Genomic DNA, 26,870 nt, shown 5'->3' with positions numbered 1-26,870 from the left:
AAATTCTAATTATGATAAATTAATATAAAGAAATATTTAGCTGAATTCTAGAGTTTTTATCCATTCAAGATGTATTAATGATTAAATATTTTCGGATATAAACTTATAAATCTAAGATTAAAGAAATAAAATTTTTTAAATCTTAAAAAATGGTTATAAAACAAATAATATAATGGAAAAGTGGAAGAGTATAGTAGAGTAATTTATTCTAAGTAAATTTATTTATGAATTATAGAGTTTTTATTAAATTCAAGTGATCTTTCAATAAATATGACTTATGATTTTTATAAAAGAAATAAGGATTTTGTATAAAATCCTTATTTCAGTAGAATATTTGTTTTACATATCTAATACATATGCAAATACTAATGGAGCAACTATAGTTGCATCACTTTCAATAATAAATTTGGGAGTATTAACATCCAATTTGCCCCAAGTAATTTTTTCATTAGGTACAGCTCCTGAATAGGAACCATAACTTGTAGTAGAGTCTGAGATTTGGCAGAAGTAGCTCCAGAAAGGAACATCCTCCCATTCTAAATCTTGATACATCATAGGTACAACACAAATAGGAAAATCTCCAGATATACCTCCACCGATTTGGAAGAAACCAACTCCTTTTCCTTGAGAGTTATTTCTGTACCATTCAGTTAAATATGCCATATATTCAATCCCAGATTTCATCGTAGATGCTTTCACTTCCTCTTTAATAACATAAGAAGTAAAAATATTCCCCATGGTGCTATCTTCCCATCCTGGAACTACAATCGGTAAATTCTTCTCTGCCGCAGCAAGCATCCAGCTATTTCTAGGATCAATTTCATAGTATTGCTCAAGCACGCCAGAAAGTAGTAGCTGATACATATATTCATGGGGAAAATAACGTTCTCCCTTGGCGTCAGCATCTTTCCAAATTTTTTCTATATGTTGCTGCAAGCGTCTAAAAGCTTCTTCTTCAGGGATACATGTGTCAGTTACACGGTTTAAATGATTATCAAGTAGTTCCCGTTCTTGTTCTGGAGTTAAGTCTCTGTAATTGGGAATTCTTTTGTAGTGAGAATGAGCCACTAAGTTCATTATGTCTTCTTCTAGATTCGCACCAGTACAAGAAATAATAGCAACTTTGTCTTGTCGTATCATTTCAGCTAAAATCTTTCCCAATTCAGCAGTACTCATAGCACCACCCATGGTTATCATCATTTTTCCACCGTCTTTAAGATGAGCGGTATAACCTTTAGCCGCATCTACTAAAGAGGCAGCATTAAAGTGCAAAAAATATTTTTCTATAAATTCTGAAATAGGTTTACTCATGATATATTTTATTTATTGAATTTGTTCTTTTTTATTAGGGAATATCAAAGACAAAAGTACAGAAAGTATCAGAACACCAGCTACAACCCCTAAAGAGGATAGTGATGAAATATGTATGAATGGAGCCATTAACATTTTAATTCCAATAAAACTCAGTATGATAGCTAATCCATACTTTAACTTACTAAACATATGCATAAAATTAGCTAAAAGAAAGTAAAGGGAGCGTAGTCCCAATATGGCAAATATATTTGAGGTATATAAAATAAATGGATCGTTTGGTGCTATAGCAAAAATAGCAGGAATTGAATCCACCGCAAAAATTAAATCAGTAATCTCAATAATTATTAAAGCTGTGAACAAAGGGGTTGCCATTTTAATCCCATTGCTAACAGTGAAAAATTTATCCTTATCAAAATCTTTAGTTACTTTAAAAAATTTTTTTACAATTCTTGCTCCCAAACTTTCATTTAAATCTTTTTTGGAATCATTATCCTCCTCCTTGGAAAACCATGAATGTATACCTGCATAGATTAAAAACACTCCGAATATAGTTAAGATAATATTAGGTCTGTAGAATTCATTGCTTGTAGTATTTGAATATTCAGTATGATGATCTAAGACAAAATGAAAGTTTCCTATTGAAAATGGAGGCAAATAGGTTCTGTTTATCATTTCAACTCCTAGAAATATAAATATACCCCGGAAGATTAGCGCTCCAATTATGCCCCAAAAAAGTATTTTGTGTTGATATTCTTTAGGGATTTTAAAAAAGCTAAAAACCATTATAAAAACAAATAAATTATCCACGGATAACGCTTTTTCAATCCAGTAAGCAGATTGAAATTGGGAAAATTTTTCAAGAGCAAATTTATAACCATCGGCTTCTTTAAATACAAGGAATATAACCCCACTGAATATCATAGCCAATGAGATCCAAACCAGTGACCAAGTAGCCGCTTCTTTATTGGAAATTGAATGTGTTTTTTTATTTAAAATTCCCAAATCTAAAATGAGCATTACTAGAATTGAAATTGAGAAAATGGTAATTAAAAGCGGATGATTAAACATATTATCCTCCATAGTATTGGTATCGTTTTATTAATTATTCCAAATTTACTTATTTTTAACTATTAAATAAAAGAAAAAGCTTGGCTAAGCCAAGCTCTTTCTTTTATTTATCTTAAACCTATATTATTATTTTAAATTAAATTCCTAAATCTAAATTTTCAGAACCTTTTTTATAGGTACCATCCATTAACTTCCCTCTAACAGCTTCAAAAGCAGCTAAAGTAGCATCAATTTCTTCATCTGAATGAGAGGCTGTAGGAATTAAACGTAACAAGATCATTCCTTTAGGAATTACAGGATAAACAACAACACTTGTAAAGATACCATAAAATTCTCTTAAATCTTTAATTAATAATGTAGCTTCTAAAGGGTCTCCTTGTAAATAAACAGGAGTAACACAAGTGTTTGTGCTTCCAATGTTAAATCCTCTATCTTTTAATCCTCCTTGTAGTTTATTTACATTGTACCACAATTTTGCTTTAAGCTCAGGCTTAGTTTTTAAAAGTTCTAATCGTTTTAGAGCCCCCATAACCATAGGCATTGGAAGAGATTTTGCAAATATTTGTGACCTTAAATTGTATTTTAAATATTTAATAATCTCTTTATCACCCGCTACGAATGCACCTATTCCTGCCATAGATTTTGCAAAAGTAGAAAAATAAACATCAATTCCGTCTTGGCAACCTTGTTCTTCTCCTGCACCAGCACCCGTTTTTCCCAACGTTCCAAAGCCATGAGCATCATCAACAAGTAATCTGAAATTATACTTTTTCTTAAGTTCTATAATTTCTTTTAATTTTCCTTGTTCTCCTCTCATGCCAAAAACACCTTCTGTAATTACAAGAATTCCTCCGTGTGATTCTGCTGCGTTTTTAGTCGCTCTTTGTAAGTTTTTTTCTAAACTTTCAATATCGTTATGTTGATAAGTAAATCTTTTTCCAAAATGTAATCGAACCCCATCAACAATGCAAGCGTGGCTATCAACATCATAAACAATAACATCGTTTTTTGATACGAGTGTATCAATAATTGATAACATACCTTGATATCCGAAATTCAATAAGTAGGCAGATTCTTTATTTACAAATTCAGCCAATTGTCTTTCTAACTCAGCATGTTGAGGTGTTTGTCCAGACATAGCCCTTGCTCCCATAGGATAAGCCATTCCATATTTTACACCTGCATCAGCGTCTGCTTTTCTTACTTCTGGATGATTGGCTAAGCCTAGATAGTCATTGATACTCCAGACAATCATTTCCTTGCCTTTAAATTTCATACGAGGGCTAATTTCTCCTTCTAATACTGGAAAAATGTATTCTCCTTCCGCATACTCCGCATACTTTTCTAAAGGACCGGGGTGATTTTTTATTCTATCGAAAATATCCATTTGGTAATGTGAATTATTGTACTGTTTCTATTGTGGCATGGGATTCTAACCCGTTTAATCGACTTTTAACAAATCCTTGAGATTGCATCCATTCATCACTAAATACTTTTGTCATGTAGCGAGATCCATGATCTGGAAAGATTAAAACAACTACAGATTCATCGGTAAAATCTTCAGCGATCTTTCGAGTAGCAGTTAGACTTGCTCCACTGGTATAGCCTACCATCATAGCTTCTTTTAAAGCGATTTCTCTTGTAGCATAAGCACTTGGTTCATCTGATACTTTTACGTATTTATCTATAACAGAAAAATCTAAAGCTTCAGGAATTAAATTTTTACCTAATCCTTCAATTTGGTAAGGTTTAATTTCATTAGGATCGATTTCTCCAGTTTCAAAATACTTTTTTAAAACTGAGCCTACTGCATCAACCCCAATTATTTTTATATTAGGATTCTTTTCTTTTAAATACTCAGCAGCTCCTGTTAAAGTTCCTCCAGTTCCTGTACACCCAATAAGATGAGTGATTTTACCTTGGGTTTGTTCCCAAATTTCAGGACCAGTAGTTAAATAGTGAGATTTTGTATTTTCTTTATTAAAGTATTGATTAATGTAAATCGAATTAGGAGTCTCAGCAGCAATTTTTTTAGCTACTTCGTAGTAGGATCTAGGATCGTCTGCCGGTACATTGGCAGGACATAAATATACCTTAGCACCCATAGCTCTCAAAAAAGAAATCTTTTCTGGCTTAGTCTTATCACTAACGGCTAAAATGCACTTGTATCCTTTAACAATGCTTACCATAGCAATAGAAAAACCTGTGTTTCCAGAAGTGGTTTCAACAATGGTTGCGCCTGGCTTTAATAAGCCCTTTCTTTCGGCATTTTCAATGATATGTAGTGCAATCCTGTCTTTTGTTGAATGTCCGGGGTTATAGCATTCTAGTTTAGCGAAAAACTTTCCCTTCATCCCTTCTGTTACTTTGTTCAAGCGTACTAACGGTGTGTTGTTAATTAACTCAAGAACATTATTGTAAGTTCCAGCCATCCTAATTTATTTTATTAATTTTTGAATATAATTAATTTCAAGGGGCAAATTTATAATTTTTTTTTATTACAAAAAATTAAAGCTTATGAAATTTAAAATTCAAGTAAAGTTGTATGAACAATTATTATAGTGCATTCTTTTGTAAACAGTTAGAATAAAGATATTTAATAATGTCTTTATCTTCTTGTGTAGGTTGTTTATTTCTTCTTAACATCACCTTTTCCATTACGTCATAAACTTTTTCTAATTGAAATAGTGGTGAATCCTTTTTACCACCCCAAGAAAATGAATCTATAAGCTTAGGTGGGAAACCTGGCAAAAAGATATTGGAGGATACACCCACCACAGTTCCGGTATTGAATTGCGTATTTATTGCAGATTTTGAATGATCGCCCATAATTAACCCCGCAAATTGTAATTTAGAATCTATAAACTTTGAGGAATGATAGTTCCAAAATTTGACTTCCGAATAGTTGTTTTTCATATTCGATGAATTTGTGTCTGCGCCTAAATTACACCATTCTCCTAATATAGAATTTCCAAGGAATCCTTCGTGTCCTTTGTTAGAATATCCTGAAAAAATACTATTACTTACTTCTCCGCCAACTTTAGAGTAGGGGCCAATAGTTGTTCCTCCATAAATCTTAGCTCCCATATTGATTTTAGAACCTTCACCAAGCATTAATCCTCCTCTAATCATGGAGCCTTCCATAACTTCAGAATTTTTATCTAAATAAATTTCACCTTCTTTCGTATTTATGATTACATGTTCAGCCACAGCTCCTTCTTCAAGAAAAATTTTTGAAGTATCCCCAATGACTCTGACAGTTTCTGATAAAGGATAGGATTTTCTGTTTTGAGTTATTAATTGAAAATCGTATGTTATAGCTAATGAATTATAAGTAAATAAATCCCAAGGATATTGGATATGGAAACTAATATCATCTATGTAATTTTTTTTACAGTTAGAGAATTTGAAATCTTCGTAATTACAATTTGCAGCTATTAATTTTTCATTTTGGTATAAGGCTTCTCCTTGTTGCAAGTTTTTAATTTTAAAAATTAGTTCTTGGTTAGGAAAATAGGCTGGGTTAATAAAGAGGTTAAGATCCTTTATTTTTGCAGGATATTTTTTGGACAAATATTCTTCACTGAGAAAAGATACGTTAGTGGTTTCTAATATTCTCTTCCATCTTTCAGTAAAGGACAAACCTCCCATTCTAAGTTCTGCTACTGGTTTTGTGAAAGTTAGAGGTAATAAATTGTTGCGCTCTTCTTCATCAAATAAAATAACGTTCATAGTGGATTATTTATTCTTTCAAATATAATCATTTGCAACGAATGATATTTATTAAGAAAAATATAAAAACTAAGGGATTGTAAATTCTGCATTTATATTAGGAATTATTTACCTTTGAATAAAAACTAAAATATGGAAATAGCAATTATAGCTCATGATGGTAGAAAAGCAGATATGGTTGCCTTTTTAATGTCTCATTTAGAAGTTTTACAACAACACAATGTACATTTAATAGCAACGGGAACCACAGGTACTTTTGTTGAAAGTGCAGGGTTAAAAGTTCAAAAATTTAAGTCCGGGCCTCTAGGGGGCGATGCTCAAATTGCTGCCCGGGTGGTAGATGGTTTTACTCAAATGGTGATTTTTTTTAGAGATCCGTTGGGTAAGCATCCGCATGAGCCTGATGTTAATATGCTTTTAAGGTTGTGTGATGTTCATAATGTACCATTAGCAACCAATAGAGCCACTGCAGAAATTTTGATAAATTCCTTAGGGATTGTAAAAAAATAAAATTTCATAATCAAAAAACTCTCAATTTATGCTCATTAAGTTTGGGAGTTTATAAAATAACTTTAAAAGTTAGGTTATAGATAGTTTTGTTTAAAATATTCTAATCCTTCTGAAGCACCTTTATTTATATAGATTATTTCTTTGTTCCATAATTGATCGATGGGTTTAGGGTCGATTACAATAATTTTACAATTTTTGGGTGCATATTCAATTAATGAGGCAGCAGGATAAACTTGAAGTGAGGTTCCTATAATCAAAAATATATGGGCTTCCTGTGTAATTTTTATAGCGGTTTCCATTAAAGGGACGCTTTCGCCGAACCAAACAATGTGTGGTCGAAGTTGTGCTCCATCTTCTGCAAGATCACCCATTAAAATATCTTCGGAAGTCTCATAAATTAAATTTTCATCTTGTACGCTTCTTATTTTAGTTAATTCACCATGTAGGTGAATGATATTTGAGGAACCTGCCCGTTCATGAAAATTATCTACATTTTGAGTGATAATTGTGACTTCAAAATTTTTTTCTAATTCTTGTAATAAAAAATGTCCTTGATTGGGTTTATGATTTTTTAATTCAGCTCTTCGCTTATTATAAAAATCCTGAACTAAGTCAGGATTTCTATACCAGCCTTCGATGGAGGCTACATCTTCCACCTTATAATTGTTCCATAAACCGTTGGAATCTCTAAATGTGCTTAAACCGCTTTCTGCACTCATTCCAGCTCCAGTAAGAACAACTAATTTAGATTTCATTACCTATTTTTTTAAATTTTTGAAAGTTTGTATTCCACAATGAAGAAAATTCTTAAAATCCTCTTTTTTCATATATCCAGCAACAGGATAGTTTAATATTTGGTTGTCCGGGGTTACCAAAACATAAAAAGGTTGTGAATTTGAATTAAAATTTTCTTTTTGAAAAACCGACCATTTATTTCCAATGGTTTTAATTTTTCTATTTCTACCATCTTTAAGTTGAACGACTATTTGCTCTTCTTCAGGCAAAGATTCTGAATCGTCTACGTATAAAGAAGCAATAATAACATCGTTGTTTAGTATTTGCCAAATGTCTGCTTCACTCCAAACAAATTCTTCCATCTTGCGACAATTTTCACATCCAAATCCTGTGAAGTCTACTAAAATAGGTTTATTTTGTTCTTTGGCTATTTTTAATGCTTCAAAATAATCGTGCTGTATAGATAAACCTAAGATGCCTTGCTCTTTATCTTTCTTATATATACTTACATTTAATGGGGGAGTTAGTCCACTTAGTAATTTTAAATTTGGTTTTTGAGATGGAAATAATCCGGGTATTAAATAGATTCCTATTAAAATGAATAAACAGCTCCAAACCTTTCTACTAGTTCCTATCTTAGATTTTTTGCTATCGTGAGGGAATTTAATTAATCCTAATAAATATAAAGCGGTTGCAAATGCAATGATGATCCAGATGGCAATGAATATCTCCCTTTTTAATAAGAAGGTTTTAGCAACCAAATCAGCTTTAGAAAGGAATTTAAAAGCCAAAGCCAGTTCAACAAAACCTAATACAACTTTGATAGTATTCATCCAACCTCCAGATTTAGGCATACTCTTAAGCAAATTAGGAAATAGAGCAAACCCTCCGAATACTAGAGCCCAAGCAAGTCCGCATCCAGAAAAAGCCATAGTAAGCTGTGTAGGGTTTTGAATGGATTGGGCTAAAATGCTACCCAATACAGGACCTGTACAGGAAAAAGATACAATAACTAAGGTTAATGCCATAAAAAATAAGCCCAAAATCCCACCGGATTCTGAAGCTCGGTCTGATTTATTTGCCATCCAGCTAGGAAGAGTTATATCATAAAATCCAAAGAAACTGAATGCGAATACTATAAAAACTACAAAAAAGGCTAGGTTTAGCCAGACGTTGGTAGATATCTGATTGAAAATATCGGAGTTAATTCCATTAATTAAATGAAAGGGCAGTGTAAAAATTATAAATATGAATAGAATGAAAAAGGCATATATTAGTGCATCTCTTTTACCATTTTTATTGGAATTTTTAGTAAAATATGAAATGGTTAAAGGAATCATTGGATAAACACAGGGAGTTAATAAAGCAATCAATCCGCCTAGAAAACCAAATATAAATATCCAGAGATATCCTTCGTTTTGGATGATTTTATCCCCACATTCTTTATTTATGGGGTTGTCAACATCCAAATTAGCGATTATTATATTTTTATTTTCTGAATCTGGAGTATTACTAATGTTTTTAACTTCTTCAATTTCTGGATTATTTTTAGAGCTTAAAGTATCTTTAACTATACTCTTACTTGGCGTTACTATTTCATTTACCTCTTTATTGGATTGTTTTGATATAGCAAAATTTTTTTCAGGTTCAATTTTTAAAATGAAGCTTTCACCGTCTGGAGAAAGGCAAATTTTATCATTACACAATTGGTAATCGACATCAGCTTCTAGGTTTAAAGGAATATCTTTTAATATCTCAAATTTCTGGTGATATTCTACTTTATTTTTATAATAGACAATATTAGCTTTAAACGCTTGGGAATATTCTTTAATCTTTTGCCCGACTTCTTGTGTTTTTCCTATTAATTTAATGTTAGGATTTGGAATGAATTTAAAAGTGGTAGGAATAACAATTCCTTCTTCAGCATCTGCGGAATACAAATGCCAATGGTTTTCAATATTTGCCGTAAAAATAGCTACGTATTCTTTATCTTTTAAATGTTTAATTTCTGATTTCCAATGTATAGGATTCTCTATTTGTGCTTGAATGAAGCCTGTTATTAGTATAAAAATCCAAAGAATTTTTTTCATATATATTTATTATTATTGATTCTTAAAGTAGTGAATTACTACAAATGTAAAATACTATTTTATTTACAAATTTTTTTTAATTATTTAAAGGATAAAGATATGTTTCTTCTAACTATTTTTCCTGTAGGAGTTCTTTGAAACTTTTCTATAAAGTAAATTTCTCTAGGCTTTTCATATTTATGATTAAAATTAAAATTTTGAATTAATTCTTCTATATGAGTCAATATACATCCCTCAATAACGAGTATAACCTTATTTCCTAAAATGGGATCTGGTTGGGATGAAATTATAAACTCATTAGGAATAATAGTTTTTAATTGCTTCTCTACTTTTTCAGGGTATATTTTTATACCCCCGGAGTTAATAACATTATCCAATCTTCCTAGCCATTCAAATTCATTTTCTGAATGCATTTTTACTAAGTCGTTGGTAATAATTTCCTCATTAGAGAAAGGTGTTTTTATAGTTAAACAACCTCGATCATCTAAATCTATTTTAGTATTAGGTAATAATTTAAATCTTTCTTCCGGATTTTTAGAAACCTTTTTTAAAGCAATATGAGAAATGGTCTCAGTCATACCAAATGACTCGTATATGCTAGTAGAAAACTGGTTCAATTGTTTGGATAAGGGGGTGGGTATTTGTGCACCCCCGATTATTAGTTTTTTTATTAAATGAAGTTTATCTAAAGAATGTTCCACTTGCATAGGAGTCATAGCAGAAAAGGAAATTTCATTCTTAATGTTCTTCAATGGATTGGAAGACGGCTGTATACAGCGCAATTTTAATTTCCAAACGATGGCTCTTACAAGCATCATTTTACCAGCAATAAACAAGGCAGGCATACATAAAAGAGCAGAATCATTCTCTTTTAAATTTAAAAATTTCCCCGTCATTTCAGCACTTTTTACCATAGCTTCTTTGGTGAGTTCAATGGTTTTAGGGATTCCGGTAGAGCCAGAAGTATTGGTTTTTATAATGTCAGAGTTATCATACCATTCTGTTAAAAAACTAACTATGTTATTTAGCCAAGCTTCATGGGTAGGAATTTTATTAAGATGTATCTCTTTGGAAAAGTCTAATTCTATATTACACATGTAAGTAATTCCTAATTTTTAAAGATTGTAGTATAATCGATCTCCTCGAACTTCTAAATTGGAAGGGAAATTATTGGTATAAAGACCTCCGGTTCCTAGTCCTTGGGGTAGAGGATTATTTAAAGTTGCAGTCCATTGGGCTATAGCATTTAATCCTAAATTTGATTCTAGGGCAGAGGTTATCCACCAACCAATTTTATAATTCTTAGCCAAATTAATCCATTCATTGGAACCTTTAAAGCCACCTACTAAGGCTGGCTTAAGTATAATAAATTGAGGGTTCAATTTTTTTAACAAAATTTCTTTATCTGTTAAAGAAAATTTTCCAATTAATTCTTCATCTAAAGCTATAGGTGTGGGGCTAATTTTGCATAATTCAGCCATTGGTTCTATCTGTCCAGCTTTAATAGGCTGTTCTATGGAATGAATCTGCAAACCTGCTAATTGTTCCAAAATTTTTGGTGCTTCATCAAATGTAAATCCACCATTGGCGTCCACTCTAATCTCTAATTTATGAGCCGGGAACTCTTTTCTTAAACTTTTTAATATTGAGTATTCTCCTTCCCAATTAACACCAATTTTTAACTTTATACAATCGAATTTTTGTTCAATTTTATTTTGAATCTGTTCTCGCATGAAATCCAAATCTCCCATCCATATTAAACCGTTGATCTGAATTCCCGTGTTCCCATGAATGAAATCCGATTCAAAAAATAATCCACTTTTTTTATTTTCAATTTGCAGAAATACTTGTTCTAAACCAAATTGAATAGAAGGAAATTCTTTACATGAATCTATTAAATAATCTTTATCCTCATTTATATGTTTACAAACCCAGTGTAATTTATCTTCGTATTCAAGTTCTGAATCTGCACTTAGTCCCTTAAATAAGGCGCATTCCCCAATGTATTCTTTTTCAAAATACTTAACATGTAGTAGATAAGTAGTTTTACTTTTTAGAACTCCACGCGAAGTTCCTGCGGGAGTTTTAAATTGTAAATCATAAGAATGAAAACTTGCTTCCATTTAACAAAAATACTTACTGTAAAAAATAAAAGAGATATAAATCTATACTTTTTCTCTATTATAGTATCATTTTATTGCTGTACCTTTAAATCATATAATATTATCAAAGATTTATTATGCAGGATAATCGAAAAAAAATTCACAGGTCAGCGCGTTTAATATATATACTTACTAAGTATGGTTTTGACGAATTAGTTATAAAAAGCGGTATCAGTAAATTAATTCCTGAATCATGGCAATCTAAAGAAGAGGGTACGATTAAAGTAGCCAAAGGAAAAACAATTTACGAAAGAATTCGAATGGCTATGGAGGAGTTAGGACCTACCTATGTGAAGTTAGGACAGGTTTTAAGCACTATTGATTTATTTCCTGAAGAATTAATACAAGAGTTTAGAAAATTACAAGATCGAGTAGAAGCAGAAAACATTAATATTATTTATAAATTAGAAGAAGAGTTAGGAGAAGACCCTAAGGAATATTTTGAGGTTATAAATCCCAATCCAATTGCAGCTGCATCAATATCACAAGTGTATTTTGCTATTTTAAAAAATGGAGAAAAAGTTGTTTTAAAAGTTAAGCGCAGTAATATTCATAAAGTAATAGAATCTGACCTATTATTAATGAAGGATTTGTCTGTAATTCTTGAAAATAACTATGATTGGGCGAAGAGGATAAATTTAGTTTATATCATTGATACTTATGAAAAATCAATTTTACAAGAATTGTCTTTTTTGAAAGAGCTTGAGAATATTGAAAAATTTTCGAAGAATTTTGAGAATAATCCCCACATACATGTACCTAGGACTTACAAAGAATATTCCAACAATAATATTCTATGTATGGAATTTATCGAGGGTATTAAAATATCTGACAAAGAAGAGCTTATAAAACAGGGTTTTGATCTAAAAGAATTAGCGATTCGAGGGATAGACCTGTATTTAAAGCAAATTATCGAGTATGGTTTTTTTCATGCTGATCCTCATTCAGGGAATATATTTGTTTTACAAAATAGAAAAATTGTGTACATAGATTTTGGTACCATGGGTATGTTAATGCCGTCTGATCAAGAGCAAATAGAAAATATGCTTATTCATGTAATTAAAAAAGATGTACCCAAAATAATTACTAGTATAAAATCAATAGCAATTAAATATTCAATTCCGGATGAAAAGCAATTAGAAAGAGATATTTATGAGCTTTTAAATTTTATTGATCAAAATTCCTTAAAAGATATAGATTTAAAGGCTTTGATTGAAAAACTTTTAAACATTTTAAATAAAAATGAGATTTTGATGCCCTCACATATTTATTTGCTCGGAAAGGGGGTTCTACTTATGGAAGGCATTGGTAGAAATCTATCTTTAGACTTTAATATTATTGAAAGTATAGAACCTTATGTGTTAAAAATTATACGTAAAAGGCTAAATCCTAATCATCTATTATCCAAAGGTATACATAGATTACAAGAGATCAGTAGCGATATACTTTCAATTCCCAACGAGTTAAAAATTTTTATAAAAAACGCTAACGAGGGAAAATTTAAAATTCTATACGATTTTGAAAATAATAATAGTTTTATAAAAACAATACATTGTTTAACATTATCCTTGATAGTTCTATCTTTGCTAGTTAGCTCTGCTATTCTATCTTTATCTCCATTGCCTCCATTTTTACTTGGAATACCTGCACTCTCATTTTTTCTAATGAGTTTGGGGTTAATAATTCTTTTATATCTTCTATACACGATAAAAAAAGGGAAATAAAAAATAAGCAGCTAATTCATTAGCTGCTATTTATTGCAATAAAATTAATTTTATTGCAATAGGTTTTCTCAAAATTATTTAACTTAAGAATTAAATACATGGTAAAGATAATAATATATTTAATTTATCCTAATTATTAATTAAATTATTTTTTATTTATTTAAAATAGTATAATAAATAATTTATGTTATTCTCTTAATTTAAAAACTATTAGAAGTAATAATATACCAAATTTGAAAATATCTATTTTTGTTTTTTAAGAACTAATTAATTTAATACAGTTGTATACCGTATCAGACATTAAAAAAAAATTAGCAAGTTATTGCGCTTATCAAGATCGTTGCCATTGGGAAGTGGAAGAAAAGTTGAAAGAATATTATTTTTTAGATGATGAGGAAAAAGGGGGGATTTTAGTATGGTTAATACAAAATGATTTTTTAAATGAAGAGAGATTTGCATTGTCTTATACGAGGGGGAAGTTCAATTTAAAGAAATGGGGGAAAATAAAGATTAGACAAAAACTTAAACAAAAAAAAATTCCTGAACGTTTAATCTTATTAAGTTTTGAAGAAATTGATGAGCAAGACTATATGAAATCATTAGAAAAGATTGCAGAGAATAAATGGAATTCTTTAAAGAATGAATCCAGCCTAATTAAAAAAAAGAAATTAATCAGCTATTTAATCCAAAAGGGATATGAATTTGAATTGATTCAAAACGCTATAGATTCTTTGGTTAATAAAGAATAACAGAATTTCAATATAATTTATCTAAGGTGAGAATTAAGTTAATAATTGTCTTAAAAATATCAATTCAGAAGTAAATCAAATATTTTTAATTTTAAAGGTGCATTAAATATCTTTGATTTTTTCCGTTAAGAAATTTAGTGAACAGTAATCGTACCTCCCAATATAGTTTTTTGTTGAACCTCAGCGCTACCATAAATATCAATATTCCCTCCTGCGCGTGTGGTAGCAATTACACTTTTGGAAGCATATATCACCGAATTTCCTCCTGCTGTAAGGTTAATGTTTGCATTATCTGAATTTAAATTCTTAGCCAAATATTTTCCTCCGGAAGTAATTAAAATGTTTTGATCTATGGTATTACCAGAAGCATTTATCACTCCACCGGAATTAACTCTTATATTCAACTGTTCTACATTTAATGTAAGAGTAATTGCGGCTCCTTCTTTTGCGTTTAAAGTAAGTGTTTGAGATTCAATCTCTTCTTCGCTTTTTACTGAGGAGCCTTCGCTTGTTTCAATGTTGTTAATTTCAGAGTAATAAATTTTAACAACTGTGTCATCCCCACTTAGAAGATTTAACGTAGACATACGTACTTTTAATTCCCCATTTTTATTAATAACTTGTACATCTTCAGACTTGTTTCCAAGAATTTCAATTCTTGGGCTTTCTGAGCGTATTAAAATTACGGGTATTTTATCGAAAACTCGCAAAGAAGTAAAATCACCTACATTCTTAATAACTTCCGTTTGTCCCAAACATACGTAAGATACAATAAAAAAAATGGGTATTAAAAAGGATTTGCACATAAAATTTTTTTATGTTATATTAGATACAAAAACTAAGCCACTTGATTGGATGATTAAGTTTCGTGCATATTTATGTATTGAGATAAATTCATATTAGGTAAAAATATTTGTATGTTTGGGGATATATAACCATGCACAAATAAATAGTCAATTTAAAAAAAAAAAGATTTAATAACTTTGCATATATGCCTGATATAATCCGATTGTTGCCAGACAATGTATCTAACCAAATCGCAGCGGGAGAAGTTGTTCAACGACCGTCCTCTGTGGCTAAGGAATTATTAGAAAACGCTATAGATGCAAATGCTAAACAGATACAATTAATGGTAAAAGAAGCCGGAAGAAATCTCATTCAAGTAGTGGATAATGGTATGGGCATGAGTGCTACGGATGCACGTATGTCTTTTGAAAGGCATGCAACATCAAAAATAGCAAATACTGAAGATATCTTTCACATAAAAACCAAAGGTTTTAGGGGAGAAGCTTTGGCCTCAATTGCAGCTGTATCTCAGGTTGAATTAAGAACCAAAAAAGAAGAGGAGGAAGTAGGAACTCAGATTATCATTGAAGGAGGACAATTAATAAGTCAAGAAGTTATTCATACACCCACAGGCTCATCTTTTCAAATTAAAAATCTTTTTTACAACGTTCCAGCACGAAGAAAGTTTTTAAAATCGAATTCTGTTGAATTTAGACATGTATTGGATGAATTTCATAGAGTCGCTTTGGCTCATGAAGATATTCAATTTCAGTTGTATAACAATGGAGAGGAACTATTGAGGTTGCGTTCCGGGAGTTTGTTACAAAGGATTTCAGATATTTTTGGGAGGAAAATACAAAACTTGTTAATTCCCATTTCTGAAGAGTTGGAATGGGTAAGGCTTAGCGGATTTGTAGGAAAGCCAGAGAGTGCAAAAAAAACAAGAGGAGAACAATTTTTATTTGTGAACCATAGATTTTTTAAGTCTACTTATTTTAACAAAGCAGTGCAAGATGCTTTTGAAGGGCTGATTCCTCAGCGTTACTTACCATCCTTTTTTCTTTATATTGAAATTGATATTGAACGCATTGACGTTAATATTCATCCTTCTAAAACAGAGATAAAATTTGAAGATGAATCGTCTATTTATGCATTGCTTCGAACAGCTATAAAAAAATCTTTAGGAGTTTACCATGTAGCACCAAGTTTGGATTTTGAACAAAATCAGGATTGGGTATTTTCAATTCCCAAAAAAGATAGCCCGATAGAAGAACCCAAAATAAAAATTAATCCGGCATATAACCCTTTTAAGGAAAATTCTAAACCATTTACGAAGGCGGAAAAATTGAATGTAACGGAATTTTATTCAAGCTTTAGAAACGATGATATTACCAGTGATTTATTTGACGCACCATCAGCTAACAACGAAGAAAATTTTTTACGATTAATGAATGGAAGGTGGATGATTGAACATAAGGGGCAATTATGGTGTATTGATCCCTACCGTATACATCAAACCATTTTATATAATAAGTATATAAAAAGTATAAAAAATCATGCCCTTAGTCAACAACTTTTATTTCCTTTAGAAAGACCGGTCTATGACTTGGAAAAAGAAAAATTAATTTCTATACAATCTAAGTTATTCGCTCAGGGATTTGATATGCAGATTGAAGATGATTTGTTAACGATTACTGCAATTCCTTCTGATATTTTGCAGGAAAAAGTTTTGGATATTATAGAAGAATTGTTATATCAGCTCACTGAACATTCAGAGGAAGAATTTTCGGTTTTCTTTAGTAAATCTGTTTCAAAAGTTTCAGCAAAAAAAAGGAATGAATTTATTCAATCTTCACAAATACGTCCGATTTGGGAAGAATTCAAAAATTTAGAAATGCCTTATTTGAATCCGTTGAATAAAAAAAATTACGAAATTATAAGTATTCCTAATTTTGAATAAATAAGATAGAAAAATAATGAATAGATATATACCCCCAGTAACTAAAAATTTACTAATATTAAATACCATTTTTTTTGTTGGTAAATTTCTATTGCTTATGCAAGGAATTGATTTAGACGTTGTTTTGGGAGCTTTCTTTCCGGCGTCTCCTAATTTTAAATGGTACCAAATCATTTCTCATATGTTTATGCATGGCAATTTCATGCATTTTGTGTTTAATATGTTTGCCCTTTGGATGTTTGGGTCTGCGGTGGAAAAAGCTTTAGGAATAAAAAAATATCTGATCTTGTATTTCGTATGTGGATTAGGCGCTTTCGTCCTATATAATCTAGTGAATTTCTATGAATACAAAAAAATCTATGAAGTTTTAATAGAACAAGGAGCACCTTTAGGAGAGCTGTACAGTTATACCAAGCTAAGTCCAATAGAAGCTAAAAATATAACTATCACAGAGGTTAAAGAATGGCTTAATGCTATGCCTTCGGGGGTAAATGTGCAGTTATTATTTGAATTGTTTAGGGGGTGGAGAACTCCAATGATAGGAGCTAGTGGAGCTATATACGGGGTGTTGGTGGCATTTGGAATGATGTATCCTAATACTGTTTTAATGTTACTTTTTCCACCGATACCCATGAAGGCTAAATTTTTTATACCTATAATGATAATATTAGAATTATTCTTTGGTTTTCAAAATCAACCAGGAGATAATGTAGCGCACTTTGCACATTTAGGTGGCGCAATATTTGGATTTTTTCTAGTAAGGCATTGGTTGAAAAATAGGTATCGATGGAATTAAGGTTAACTACATATATAATTAATGATGGATAAGTTATTTTATTATTATAAAACAGGCACAGAAGGAGTTAAAATTATCTATTTTAGTGTAATTGCTTCAGTTGTTTATTGGATACTAGAATTTATTTTTCAGAAAATATTCAATGTCTCTGTCGGAAGTTTTTTTCTTTTATCTTCACATGCCTTTATACCAAATATTTGGACATTTTTAACCTTTCCTATTTTCTATGTGAAATTCATGGATTTGCTTTTTGGCTGTGTAATGATTTATTACACAGAGAAAATATTTAGATTGTATTTTAATGGAGAAAGTTTTTTGAAATTTTTCATACTAGGCAATTGGGTGGGGGGAATACTATTTTTACTATTTGGATATGCAACATCGACTTATGGTTATCTTTCAGGTTCTATTTTAGGGGTATATAGTTGCTTATTTGCTATTATTTCGTACAATCCTAAAATGAAAGTAACTCTATTTCTTTTGCCTATTGAATTTCCGCTTTACATATTAGGAATAGTAATTGTTGGATTAGATTTGCTCCAACTTTCAGCACAACCTGGAGGGGGGGGATTTCTTATATCCAGAGTTAGCGCTGCAATTTTTGGATATTTATATATGAGAGCTTTCCAATCTGGAAATGATTTTCTTGGAAAATTTATTCCTTCATTCCATTCATTAATGAAAGTGAAAAATTTATTTAAATTAAGGCAAAAGTCTCATTTAAAAAAGGAGAAAGGAGGTGGAAAAACGAATACTTTTGACGGTCGAAGACCCATGTCTGATGAAGAGTTTAATAGAAATAAGGTACAAGAACAAAATGAAATCAATGCAATTTTAGATAAAATATCAGAAAGAGGTTATGAAAATCTAACCAAGGAGGAAAAAGATATTTTGTTTAAATTTAAAAAATAATAATGATATTTATTAAACGTAGAAAGAGTAGTTACATATATTTAATCATCCATAGTATTGTAGCGATTCTTTTGGTTTCAGTATATGTTAATAGATTCATAACCCCTAAAGATTTCCCATACTTTGGAATAGTAGCCTTAATCTTTCCAATATTAGTTCTTCTTCATCTCCTATTCACCTTTGTTTGGCTTATTAAAAAAGAGATGATATTTATTCCTTTCTTGGTCTTAACTTTTTTATTATTATTTCCTGTAAAAAAATATATTCATTTTGGAAATCAAAAGAATTTATCATTATTAAATGAAAGTGATAAGAAAGAAGAACTCAAAGTTCTTACTTATAATCTCAGATATGCAAATGGGAATAGAGATTTAGAATCCTTAGAAAAATTCATTAAATCTAAAGATGTAGATGTGGCTTTTTTCCAAGAGATTTATACTAGGCAATGGAGATCCAAAGAAGTTTTTCTAGTAGATAGGTATAACGCAGTCTTTGATCTGGTTGGAATATCATCTAAATACCCAATCATCGATAAACAAAAAATAATTTTACCCGATCAAGGCTATGCCTGTATGGCAGATATTCTAAAAGGGAGTGATACGATCAGGTGTATAAATATATATTTAGAGCCCATGTATCTAAATAAAAGTCTTTTTAAGTTCAGTAAAATAGATGAAGCTAAAGACCAAACTAAAATAGTAACCGAAAAATTAGTTAATGGGTTTAAAAAGCATCAGAAACAATTAGAATTACTTACTAAATATATAAGAGAATCCCCTCATCCTACAATTGTTTGTGGGGATATGAACTCGGTTCCTTTATCCTATGAATATTTTACAATGTTAAATGAAAACTTAATCGATGTTTTTGAAACCAAAGGACAAGGTTTAGGATTGTCCTTTTACGATTATTTTTATCCAATTAGAATAGATTACATATTTACCAATAATAAATTTATGCCAATTAGTTGTTATGTAGATAGAACCGTTCATTTTTCAGATCATTACCCTGTTTTTGCTACAATGAAATTGAATCCATAAAAGAATAAAATAACTATTGATAAAAAGGTTTATACAATAAAAACTTATATATATTTGTTTCTTACTTTTAAAATAAAAACTAGTGCAAACAAATAACGTGAATACTTCAAAATTATCTATTATCGGAATGATAGTAACCGTTGGAGTAGTATTTGGGGATATTGGAACTTCTCCATTGTATGTAATGCGAGCAATTGTAGCCGCAAATCATATGCCTCATATTTCGGAAGAATTTATCATAGGTGCTTTATCTTGTATTATTTGGACCCTAACCTTACAAACCACTATTAAATATGTAATTATTGCTCTTAGAGCAGACAACAAAGGAGAAGGAGGTATCTTAGCTTTATATTCATTAGTAAAGAAAATGAAAAAAAAATGGCTTTATCTGGTAGCCATTTTAGGGGCAGCCACCTTAGTCTCTGATGGTGTTATTACACCATCAATGACAATTGTATCTGCCATTGAAGGTTTAAAAAATTACAATCCCAATACACAAGTCGTACCCATAACTATTTTTATACTTATAGCACTATTTGTAATTCAACAATTTGGAACTCAGTCTATCGGTAAATTTTATGGACCAATAATGACTTTATGGTTTATTATGTTAGGGGTTTTAGGATTGATTGAATTTCTCCCACATTTGTATGTAATAAAAGCCTTTAATCCATACTATGCAATCCATTTAATGATGGATGTCTCCAGCAACGCAGGTTCAGTCACTGAAGGGAAGCATATGATTTTACTAATTATGGGAGCTGTTTTTTTATGTACCACGGGAGCAGAAGCCTTGTACTCAGATCTTGGTCATTGTGGAATAAAGAATATAAGAATAAGCTGGATTTTTGCTAAAGTTTGCTTAATACTAAATTATTTAGGACAAGGAGCTTGGATTCTTGCAAACCCAGAGCAAGCTCAAAGTGGAGGTAACCCATTTTTTATGATGATGCCAGAAACTTTTTTAATTATAGGGGTAATTATGGCAACTTTAGCAGCCATTATTGCTAGCCAAGCATTAATAACAGGCTCTTACACTATCTTTAGTGAGGCAATGTCTCTGAATTTTTGGCCACGTCAAAGAGTAGAATATCCCACCCATGAGAAAGGGCAAATGTATATACCGGCAATTAACTGGGGGCTTTTAGTATCTTGTATTTTCGTTGTACTGCATTTTAAAGAATCTGCTAAAATGGAGGCAGCTTATGGATTAGCCATTACAATAACTATGTTAATGACTACAATACTCTTAGTATTTTATTTAAAGCTAAAAAAGGTGCATGCACTTTTAATTGTATTGTTTGGAGCGGTTTATCTTATAATAGAAGGGGGATTCTTTTATGCAAATGTTTTAAAATTTGCAGAAGGTGGCTGGATCACCATGTTTTTAGCAGGTTTAATAGCGGTCTGTATGTATGTTTGGTTCAATGGAAGAAAATTAAAAAATAAGTACGTACAATATGTAGATTTAAAACCTTGCTTACCGATAATAAAAGATATGAAGGTAGATACAAGTCTATCTAAATATGCAACGAATTTAGTTTATATAAGTAGATCCAATAGTCCCAACGAAATTGAAGCTAAAATTATATTTTCAATCATCAATAAAAACCCAAAACGAGCGGATTACTATTGGTTTTTGAAAGTGGAAAATGATTTAAATCCGTATACTTTCGAATACGACGTTATGGAATTGATTCCCGATACCTTATATCAGGTCAAGTTTAGATTAGGTTTTAAAGTAGAACCATTAATTAATATATATTTTGCACAAGTACTAGAAGATTTAAAAGTTTCAGGGAAAATAAATTTAATTAGTAAATATCCGTCATTACGAAAGCATGATATCCCTGCGGATTTTAAATTTATATTGATTGATCGGGTATTTAATCAAGAATATCTTTTATCAATCAAAGAAAGATTCATTTTAAGATTTTATAATATGGTTAAATATATGGGGATCTCGGATACTTCCGCTTTGGGTTTGGATAGTTATAACGTAGAAGTAGAGCAAGTGCCTATGTTAACAGATGTTATATATAAAAATAGAATTAAAAGGGTTCGAATATATTAAATATAGATAGTATTAATTATTATGAATAAAATTAAAATATTAGTAACAGGTGGATTAGGTTATATTGGCTCACATACGGTAGTTGAACTAATAAATTCTGGATTTGAGCCTATTATCGTTGACGATTTAAGTAATTCTGAATTGTTTATTTTAGACAACATCTATAAAGTTTCCGGACAAAAACCTAAATTCTACAAGTCTGATATTTGTGATATAAATAGTTTAAAATCAATATTTGAAGAAAATAAAGATTTAAAAGCTTGTATCCATTTTGCAGCAAAAAAAGCAGTAGGAGAGTCCATGGAAAAACCATTGCTTTATTATAGAGAAAATTTAGTTTCTTTATTGAATGTTCTTGATTTAATGAAAGAATATAAAATACACAATTTTGTATTTTCGTCGTCTGCAACCGTTTATGGTGAACCAGAACATTTACCTGTTCAGGAAACTTTCCCTATAAAAAAAGCACTTTCCTCCTATGGAAGCACCAAGCAAATGGCGGAAGATATTCTGGAAAAAGTAGCTGCGACTCGTTGGTTAAACGCCCTAGCCTTGCGATATTTCAACCCAGTAGGAGCCCATTTGTCAGGGTTATTGGGAGAATTACCTAAAGGAATACCCAGTAATTTAATGCCATTTATAACGCAAACAGCCATAGGTATAAGAGAAGTGCTAACCATTTTTGGTAAAGATTATAATACTCCGGATGGAACTTGTATAAGAGATTATATACATGTGGTTGATTTAGCCAAAGCACATGTGTATGCTTGTAATTTTTTACTCAATGGAAAAGGGAATTTACCTTACGATGTATTTAATATAGGAACCGGAGAAGGCTATTCTGTATTAGATATGGTTGAAACTTTTGAAAGAGTAAATAGAGTTAAAATTAAATATAAATTTGGAGAAAGAAGAAATGGTGATGTAGCAAGTATTTATGCCAGTAGCCAAAAAGCCAATGAAATCTTAGGATGGAAAACAGAACTGTCTTTAGATGATATGGTTAAAGATTCGTGGAATTGGGAAAAGAACTATAGAAACCAGTGAAATTTTTCTTTGAAATTATATCAATTTTAAAGAAACTCTGTATATTTGAAGTAACCATAATATAACATAAAACCTTTAAAACCCATGGATAACAAAATAGTATTTGATTTAATTGAGAAAGAAAAGCAAAGACAGCTTAAAGGAATTGAACTTATAGCTTCTGAAAACTTTGTAAGTGAGGATGTTATGAGAGCAGCAGGATCTGTTTTAACTAATAAATATGCAGAAGGTTATCCAGGGAGAAGATATTATGGAGGATGCGAAATAGTTGATCAAATTGAGCAATTAGCCATAGATAGAGCTAAAAAACTTTTTGGTGCTGCATATGTAAATGTACAACCTCATTCTGGTGCTCAGGCGAATGCAGCTGTGTTTTTAGCTTGTTTAAAGCCTGGAGATAAAGTAATGGGATTGGATTTATCGCATGGAGGTCATTTAACGCATGGCTCACCGGTAAATTTTTCCGGTTTAACTTACAGCCCTGTCTTTTATAGAGTTAAAAAAGAAGATGGAAGAATTGATTATGAAGAAATGGAAGCTTTGGCAAGAAAAGAAAAACCTAAAATGATAATTGTAGGAGCTTCTGCCTATTCAAGAGATTTAGATTATGCTAAGTTTAGAGAAGTAGCTGATGAAGTTGGAGCAATTCTTATGGCAGATATTTCTCATCCGTCAGGACTTATAGCTAAAGGTATACTTAAAGATCCTATTCCTTATTGTGATATTGTTACAACCACAACCCATAAAACTTTAAGAGGTACCCGAGGTGGGATTATAATGTTAGGAAAAGATTTTGAGAATCCTTTTGGACATAAAACTCCTAAAGGAGAGATTAAATTAATGTCTCAAGTGATTGATGGTGCTGTATTCCCAGGAATTCAAGGAGGTCCTTTAGAACATATTATTGCTGCAAAAGCAATAACATTTGAAGAAGCCCTAAGCGATGGGTACTTTAAATATATTTTACAGGTTCTTAAAAATGCACAAGCTTTATCCACAGCCTTGATGGATAGAGGTTTTGAAATTATTTCTGGTGGAACTGATAATCATTTAATGCTTATTGACTTACATAATAAAAATATAACAGGTAAAGCTGCTGAAAAAGCATTAGAAAAGGCAGATATTACTTGTAATAAAAATATGATTCCTTATGACGATAGAAGTCCGTTTGTAACCTCAGGGATAAGATTTGGAACTGCTGCGATTACTACTAGAGGATTGAAAGAAGAAGAAATGGTTAAAATTGCAGACTATGTACAAGAGGTGGTTGCAGACCCAGAGAATGAAAAAGTATTAGCAAGAGTTAAAGATGAAGTAAATGCTTTAATGAGTTCTAGACCTTTGTTTCAATGGTAATAAATAAATATATAAAATGCTTATTAGCGTTATTAAATTAATAACGCTAATTTTTTATGTAAAAGGTATAATATCATTCAGAAGATTGAAGTATTTTTCTTTCATAGGCAATTCTTGATTTATAATTAACTCTCTTTGCTTTGTAATAACTTCCTTACTAATATCTTTATTTATCCATTTTTTTTCAAAGGTTTTCCAGTAAATACCGATACCTCTTTTTTGCCATAAGGGCAGATCATTAAAATTTATACCTCTTTTAAAAAGAAATTCATTTTTATTTGAAATAGACATACCTTTAACAAAATCAAAAGCTTGTGTTGCAGTCTTATTTTCTTCTCTCAATTTCCAATAGCAATAGGCATTAAGAGAATTTCTTAATGCATCTTCGCTCCTCCACCTAAAATAATCCATCACTAGCTCTCTATGGGGTAACTGAGAAATTCTACAGTCAAAAACACCAGTACTTCCTAATAACAATGAAAATTTTGCGCTTGCTTCACCTGCAAGTATAGAGATGTACTTTCTAGTTTTTCTTGAGAAAGCTGTTTCCTTTTTATGAAATAGAAGAGATATTTCATCACTTTGTGTATAAGCATACAAGATATGAAAACCGCAATTCATTAAATGTTTAGAAGTTTCAACCATTAAATTACTAAATTCTAAATCAAAAGGTTTTTTGTATGGATGTATTTCTTTGGTAAGTTTAGTAAAACCTCTTCCGTCTAATCTTGCAATCATATAGATTTCAGGTAAAATTTCAAAATCGTTTGAAATTTCAAAACATCTCATCTTAGCATCTAGCTCATTTAGTCTCATAGTAAAATTGTGTTTAAATATAAGCTTTGTGGTATTAAATGATTTATACTTGAATCTAATTATAAAGATTTATAAACTAAGAGAAATACTTTAACAATGTTTAATCAAAGTAATATCGTTTGAAAATAAAGCTACGTATAATCAACTTTTATTAAGAAATATAAATTTGTAATTATAAGTTTTTCTCGTACATTTTGTTATACAAATCAATGTATTTTTCCTTGATGAATTTTCTTTTTAGTTTTAAAGTAGGCGTTAATTCTCCACCTTCCATAGACCAAATGCAAGGAGTTAATTCAATTTTTTTTATTTGTTCCCAATTCCCTAAAGTCATGTTTACTTTTTCAACTTCCTTCCATATTCGGTCTTTGATAGTAACATTTTCAATTAATTCCTGATTTGAAAATTCCCTTTTATTTTCTATGAGGTTTTTACGTACTAAATATTTTTGGATGAATAAAAAATTAGGTTGAATAAGCGCACAAGGCATTTTTTCACCGGCACCTACTACCATTGCTTGCTCTATAAAGCGAGATTGTTTTAATAGATTTTCAGTGATTTGAGGAGTAATGAATTTACCTCCGGAAGTCTTGAATATTTCTTTTTTTCTATCTGTAATTTTTAGAAAAATTCCATCCATCTCTCCAATATCTCCAGTTTTAAACCATCCATCGTCCGTAAAAGCTTCTTTAGTCTTATCTTCTTCATTGTAATAACCCATAAAAACATTAGGACCTTGTGTTAATATTTCCCCATCTTCAGCGATTTTGACTTTCATGTCTTTTAAGAGAGGTCCTACAGTACCGAACTTAAATAAATTTTTATCTTTTCCATTGACTGCAATTACTGGAGAAGTTTCTGTTAATCCATAACCTTCCAAAATGGGTAAACCTGCAGCGAAAAAAATTTTGTTTAAATTTTTAGAGAGTGGTGCTCCTCCTGAAATAATTGTTTTAATTTCTCCTCCTAGACCTTCTCTCCATTTTTTAAAAACTAGTTGATTTACAATTTTATAGGATAATGAAGTAGATGTAAAAGGTTGAAAATTATGTCCAATTTTTAATGCCCATAAAAATATATGTTTTTGTATCCAACCGGACGAGGTACCCTTTTGATATATAGTAGAATATAATTTTTCAATTACCCGGGGAACCACAGTCATTATATGTGGTTTAATTTCTTTTAAGTGCTCAGGAACTTTTTCTATACTTTCTGCAAAATAGATATTATAAGAACGATACATAGCTAAGTAAACGACCATTCTTTCAAGTACGTGGCATATGGGAAGGAAACTTAACATTTTTATAATACCGCTATTTTCAATAATCACTCTTTCATGAGTATTTAAAGCGTCAGACAATAGGTTTTTATGACTAAGCATTACACCTTTAGGTGAACCAGTAGTGCCGGAAGTATATATGATTGTTGCTAAATGTTCTGGATGAATGTTCTGTTTAATTTTCTCAACCTCTTTTTGATTGGATAAATCATTACCTAATTCTTTTATAGAATCTAAAGAAATTAAATGATCTAAATTTTCAAATGTGAATATGTTTTTTAAGTGTATACTATCCAAATTGATTCGTTGAATTTTATTCACCAACTCCATTCCTGAAACAAAGCAAAACTTACTATTGCTATGTTTTAAGATAAACTTTAAATCAGGATCACTTAAATTGGGATATATGGGAATCGTAACAGCTCCAATTTGTTGGATCGCAAAATCAATTATTAACCATTCAGTACTATTATTTGGACTAAGAATGGCAATATGATCTCCTTTTTTTACTTCTAATCTTAATAAACCTCTACTCACTTGATTAATTAGTTGAACAAGTTCCTGAGTGGAGATTACCACCCATTTACCAGCATGTTTAGTAACCAAAGAGCTTTCTTGTGGAGCATTTACTAGTTGAAAATAAGGAATATCAAATAGCCTTGAAACATTCATTCTTAGAAATTATTTTATTTTTTAAAGATACAATAATTATATTTTATG

At 30.7% G+C, this 26,870-nt stretch carries 22 protein-coding genes; 10 read left to right on the top strand and 12 right to left on the bottom strand.

Annotated features, from left to right (window positions below; genetic code table 11):
• Positions 1-339 precede the first annotated feature (339 nt).
• The 5 genes from ETU08_RS05675 to ETU08_RS05655 form a co-directional block, all read right to left on the bottom strand.
• Entirely contained in the window at positions 340-1,311 is a 972-nt protein-coding gene (locus ETU08_RS05675; RefSeq protein ID WP_146262056.1) for a deoxyhypusine synthase family protein, read from the bottom strand.
• Positions 1,312-1,323: 12 nt separating this feature from the next.
• Positions 1,324-2,394, bottom strand: coding sequence for a TerC family protein (locus ETU08_RS05670; RefSeq protein WP_146262055.1), 1,071 nt, complete (start codon positions 2,392-2,394; stop codon positions 1,324-1,326).
• A 124-nt stretch (positions 2,395-2,518) separates the two neighbouring features.
• Positions 2,519-3,769: a cysteate-C-fatty acyltransferase gene (locus tag ETU08_RS05665; protein WP_146262054.1), complete on the bottom strand. Its 1,251-nt coding sequence runs from the start codon at positions 3,767-3,769 to the stop codon at positions 2,519-2,521.
• Between the two features lie 13 nt (positions 3,770-3,782).
• Entirely contained in the window at positions 3,783-4,814 is a 1,032-nt protein-coding gene (locus tag ETU08_RS05660; RefSeq protein ID WP_146262053.1) for a PLP-dependent cysteine synthase family protein, read from the bottom strand.
• Positions 4,815-4,938: 124 nt separating this feature from the next.
• A complete protein-coding gene (locus tag ETU08_RS05655) occupies positions 4,939-6,114 on the bottom strand; it encodes a GlmU family protein (protein ID WP_146262052.1) in 1,176 nt (391 codons plus the stop codon).
• A gap of 132 nt (positions 6,115-6,246) precedes the next feature.
• Between ETU08_RS05655 and ETU08_RS05650 the strand changes: the two genes are divergently transcribed.
• Positions 6,247-6,624 (top strand): methylglyoxal synthase, encoded by a 378-nt coding sequence (locus ETU08_RS05650; protein ID WP_146262051.1) that lies wholly within the window; start codon positions 6,247-6,249, stop codon positions 6,622-6,624.
• A gap of 74 nt (positions 6,625-6,698) precedes the next feature.
• Here ETU08_RS05650 and ETU08_RS05645 read toward each other — a convergent pair whose 3' ends face one another.
• From ETU08_RS05645 to ETU08_RS05630, 4 genes are all read right to left on the bottom strand, one after another.
• Entirely contained in the window at positions 6,699-7,379 is a 681-nt protein-coding gene (locus ETU08_RS05645; protein WP_146262050.1) for an SIR2 family NAD-dependent protein deacylase, read from the bottom strand.
• A 3-nt stretch (positions 7,380-7,382) separates the two neighbouring features.
• Positions 7,383-9,449, bottom strand: a complete 2,067-nt coding sequence (locus ETU08_RS05640; RefSeq protein ID WP_146262049.1) for a protein-disulfide reductase DsbD family protein — start codon at positions 9,447-9,449, stop codon at positions 7,383-7,385.
• 80 nt (positions 9,450-9,529) lie between these two features.
• Entirely contained in the window at positions 9,530-10,546 is a 1,017-nt protein-coding gene (locus ETU08_RS05635; RefSeq protein WP_146262048.1) for an AMP-binding protein, read from the bottom strand.
• Positions 10,547-10,564: 18 nt separating this feature from the next.
• Positions 10,565-11,572, bottom strand: coding sequence for an o-succinylbenzoate synthase (locus ETU08_RS05630; protein ID WP_146262047.1), 1,008 nt, complete (start codon positions 11,570-11,572; stop codon positions 10,565-10,567).
• A gap of 116 nt (positions 11,573-11,688) precedes the next feature.
• Here ETU08_RS05630 and ETU08_RS05625 point away from each other — a divergent pair, with 116 nt between their 5' ends.
• Together ETU08_RS05625 and ETU08_RS05620 are read left to right on the top strand one after the other, a co-directional pair.
• A complete protein-coding gene (locus ETU08_RS05625) occupies positions 11,689-13,335 on the top strand; it encodes an ABC1 kinase family protein (protein WP_146262046.1) in 1,647 nt (548 codons plus the stop codon).
• Between the two features lie 281 nt (positions 13,336-13,616).
• The gene (locus ETU08_RS05620; protein ID WP_260391067.1) at positions 13,617-14,084 is read left to right on the top strand and encodes a regulatory protein RecX; all 468 of its coding nucleotides are present in this window, start codon (positions 13,617-13,619) and stop codon (positions 14,082-14,084) included.
• 134 nt (positions 14,085-14,218) lie between these two features.
• Here the strand turns inward: ETU08_RS05620 and ETU08_RS05615 are convergent, their stop codons facing one another.
• Entirely contained in the window at positions 14,219-14,890 is a 672-nt protein-coding gene (locus tag ETU08_RS05615; RefSeq protein WP_146262044.1) for a head GIN domain-containing protein, read from the bottom strand.
• Between the two features lie 185 nt (positions 14,891-15,075).
• Here ETU08_RS05615 and mutL point away from each other — a divergent pair, with 185 nt between their 5' ends.
• The 7 genes from mutL to glyA all read left to right on the top strand — a co-directional run bounded on the left by mutL (position 15,076) and on the right by glyA (position 24,055).
• Positions 15,076-16,830, top strand: a complete 1,755-nt coding sequence (gene mutL / locus ETU08_RS05610; RefSeq protein ID WP_146262043.1) for a DNA mismatch repair endonuclease MutL — start codon at positions 15,076-15,078, stop codon at positions 16,828-16,830.
• 16 nt (positions 16,831-16,846) lie between these two features.
• Positions 16,847-17,626 carry a rhomboid family intramembrane serine protease gene (locus ETU08_RS05605; RefSeq protein ID WP_146262042.1) on the top strand — a complete coding sequence of 260 codons (780 nt, stop codon included), beginning with the start codon at positions 16,847-16,849 and terminating at the stop codon, positions 17,624-17,626.
• Positions 17,627-17,647: 21 nt separating this feature from the next.
• On the top strand, positions 17,648-18,538 hold the full coding sequence (locus ETU08_RS05600; protein ID WP_146262041.1) for a DUF6576 domain-containing protein: 891 nt from the start codon (positions 17,648-17,650) through the stop codon (positions 18,536-18,538).
• Between the two features lie 2 nt (positions 18,539-18,540).
• Complete coding sequence (locus ETU08_RS05595) at positions 18,541-19,578, top strand: endonuclease/exonuclease/phosphatase family protein (protein WP_146262040.1); 1,038 nt, start codon at positions 18,541-18,543, stop codon at positions 19,576-19,578.
• A gap of 127 nt (positions 19,579-19,705) precedes the next feature.
• Positions 19,706-21,652: a KUP/HAK/KT family potassium transporter gene (locus ETU08_RS05590; RefSeq protein WP_146262228.1), complete on the top strand. Its 1,947-nt coding sequence runs from the start codon at positions 19,706-19,708 to the stop codon at positions 21,650-21,652.
• A gap of 21 nt (positions 21,653-21,673) precedes the next feature.
• A complete protein-coding gene (gene galE / locus ETU08_RS05585; RefSeq protein WP_146262039.1) occupies positions 21,674-22,699 on the top strand; it encodes a UDP-glucose 4-epimerase GalE in 1,026 nt (341 codons plus the stop codon).
• An 84-nt stretch (positions 22,700-22,783) separates the two neighbouring features.
• Positions 22,784-24,055, top strand: a complete 1,272-nt coding sequence (gene glyA, locus ETU08_RS05580) for a serine hydroxymethyltransferase (RefSeq protein ID WP_146262038.1) — start codon at positions 22,784-22,786, stop codon at positions 24,053-24,055.
• Between the two features lie 54 nt (positions 24,056-24,109).
• On the opposite strand, the gene ETU08_RS05575 is transcribed toward glyA, so the two are convergent.
• Both ETU08_RS05575 and ETU08_RS05570 read right to left on the bottom strand, forming a co-directional pair.
• Positions 24,110-24,871: a tRNA(His) guanylyltransferase Thg1 family protein gene (locus ETU08_RS05575; RefSeq protein ID WP_146262037.1), complete on the bottom strand. Its 762-nt coding sequence runs from the start codon at positions 24,869-24,871 to the stop codon at positions 24,110-24,112.
• A gap of 172 nt (positions 24,872-25,043) precedes the next feature.
• Complete coding sequence (locus ETU08_RS05570; protein ID WP_146262036.1) at positions 25,044-26,822, bottom strand: AMP-dependent synthetase/ligase; 1,779 nt, start codon at positions 26,820-26,822, stop codon at positions 25,044-25,046.
• Positions 26,823-26,870: the final 48 nt, after the last annotated feature.

The sequence above is a fragment of the Apibacter muscae genome (assembly GCF_007845635.1).
In the GTDB taxonomy this organism is placed as follows: domain Bacteria; phylum Bacteroidota; class Bacteroidia; order Flavobacteriales; family Weeksellaceae; genus Apibacter; species Apibacter muscae.
This window is presented reverse-complemented; position numbering and strand designations above follow the sequence as displayed.

Bases quoted from the DNA above. Each gene is read 5' to 3' on its own strand.
- ETU08_RS05645 (WP_146262050.1), bottom strand. From the start codon at position 7,379: ATGAAATCTAAATTAGTTGTTCTTACTGGAGCTGGAATGAGTGCAGAA.
- ETU08_RS05650 (WP_146262051.1), top strand. From the start codon at position 6,247: ATGGAAATAGCAATTATAGCTCATGATGGTAGAAAAGCAGATATGGTT.
- galE (WP_146262039.1), top strand. From the start codon at position 21,674: ATGAATAAAATTAAAATATTAGTAACAGGTGGATTAGGTTATATTGGC.
- ETU08_RS05635 (WP_146262048.1), bottom strand. From the start codon at position 10,546: ATGTGTAATATAGAATTAGACTTTTCCAAAGAGATACATCTTAATAAA.
- ETU08_RS05675 (WP_146262056.1), bottom strand. From the start codon at position 1,311: ATGAGTAAACCTATTTCAGAATTTATAGAAAAATATTTTTTGCACTTT.
- ETU08_RS05570 (WP_146262036.1), bottom strand. From the start codon at position 26,822: ATGAATGTTTCAAGGCTATTTGATATTCCTTATTTTCAACTAGTAAAT.
- ETU08_RS05625 (WP_146262046.1), top strand. From the start codon at position 11,689: ATGCAGGATAATCGAAAAAAAATTCACAGGTCAGCGCGTTTAATATAT.
- ETU08_RS05575 (WP_146262037.1), bottom strand. From the start codon at position 24,871: ATGAGACTAAATGAGCTAGATGCTAAGATGAGATGTTTTGAAATTTCA.
- ETU08_RS05665 (WP_146262054.1), bottom strand. From the start codon at position 3,769: ATGGATATTTTCGATAGAATAAAAAATCACCCCGGTCCTTTAGAAAAG.
- ETU08_RS05590 (WP_146262228.1), top strand. From the start codon at position 19,706: ATGATAGTAACCGTTGGAGTAGTATTTGGGGATATTGGAACTTCTCCA.
- ETU08_RS05670 (WP_146262055.1), bottom strand. From the start codon at position 2,394: ATGGAGGATAATATGTTTAATCATCCGCTTTTAATTACCATTTTCTCA.
- ETU08_RS05630 (WP_146262047.1), bottom strand. From the start codon at position 11,572: ATGGAAGCAAGTTTTCATTCTTATGATTTACAATTTAAAACTCCCGCA.
- mutL (WP_146262043.1), top strand. From the start codon at position 15,076: ATGCCTGATATAATCCGATTGTTGCCAGACAATGTATCTAACCAAATC.
- ETU08_RS05615 (WP_146262044.1), bottom strand. From the start codon at position 14,890: ATGTGCAAATCCTTTTTAATACCCATTTTTTTTATTGTATCTTACGTA.
- ETU08_RS05595 (WP_146262040.1), top strand. From the start codon at position 18,541: ATGATATTTATTAAACGTAGAAAGAGTAGTTACATATATTTAATCATC.
- ETU08_RS05655 (WP_146262052.1), bottom strand. From the start codon at position 6,114: ATGAACGTTATTTTATTTGATGAAGAAGAGCGCAACAATTTATTACCT.
- ETU08_RS05605 (WP_146262042.1), top strand. From the start codon at position 16,847: ATGAATAGATATATACCCCCAGTAACTAAAAATTTACTAATATTAAAT.
- ETU08_RS05600 (WP_146262041.1), top strand. From the start codon at position 17,648: ATGATGGATAAGTTATTTTATTATTATAAAACAGGCACAGAAGGAGTT.
- ETU08_RS05640 (WP_146262049.1), bottom strand. From the start codon at position 9,449: ATGAAAAAAATTCTTTGGATTTTTATACTAATAACAGGCTTCATTCAA.
- glyA (WP_146262038.1), top strand. From the start codon at position 22,784: ATGGATAACAAAATAGTATTTGATTTAATTGAGAAAGAAAAGCAAAGA.
- ETU08_RS05660 (WP_146262053.1), bottom strand. From the start codon at position 4,814: ATGGCTGGAACTTACAATAATGTTCTTGAGTTAATTAACAACACACCG.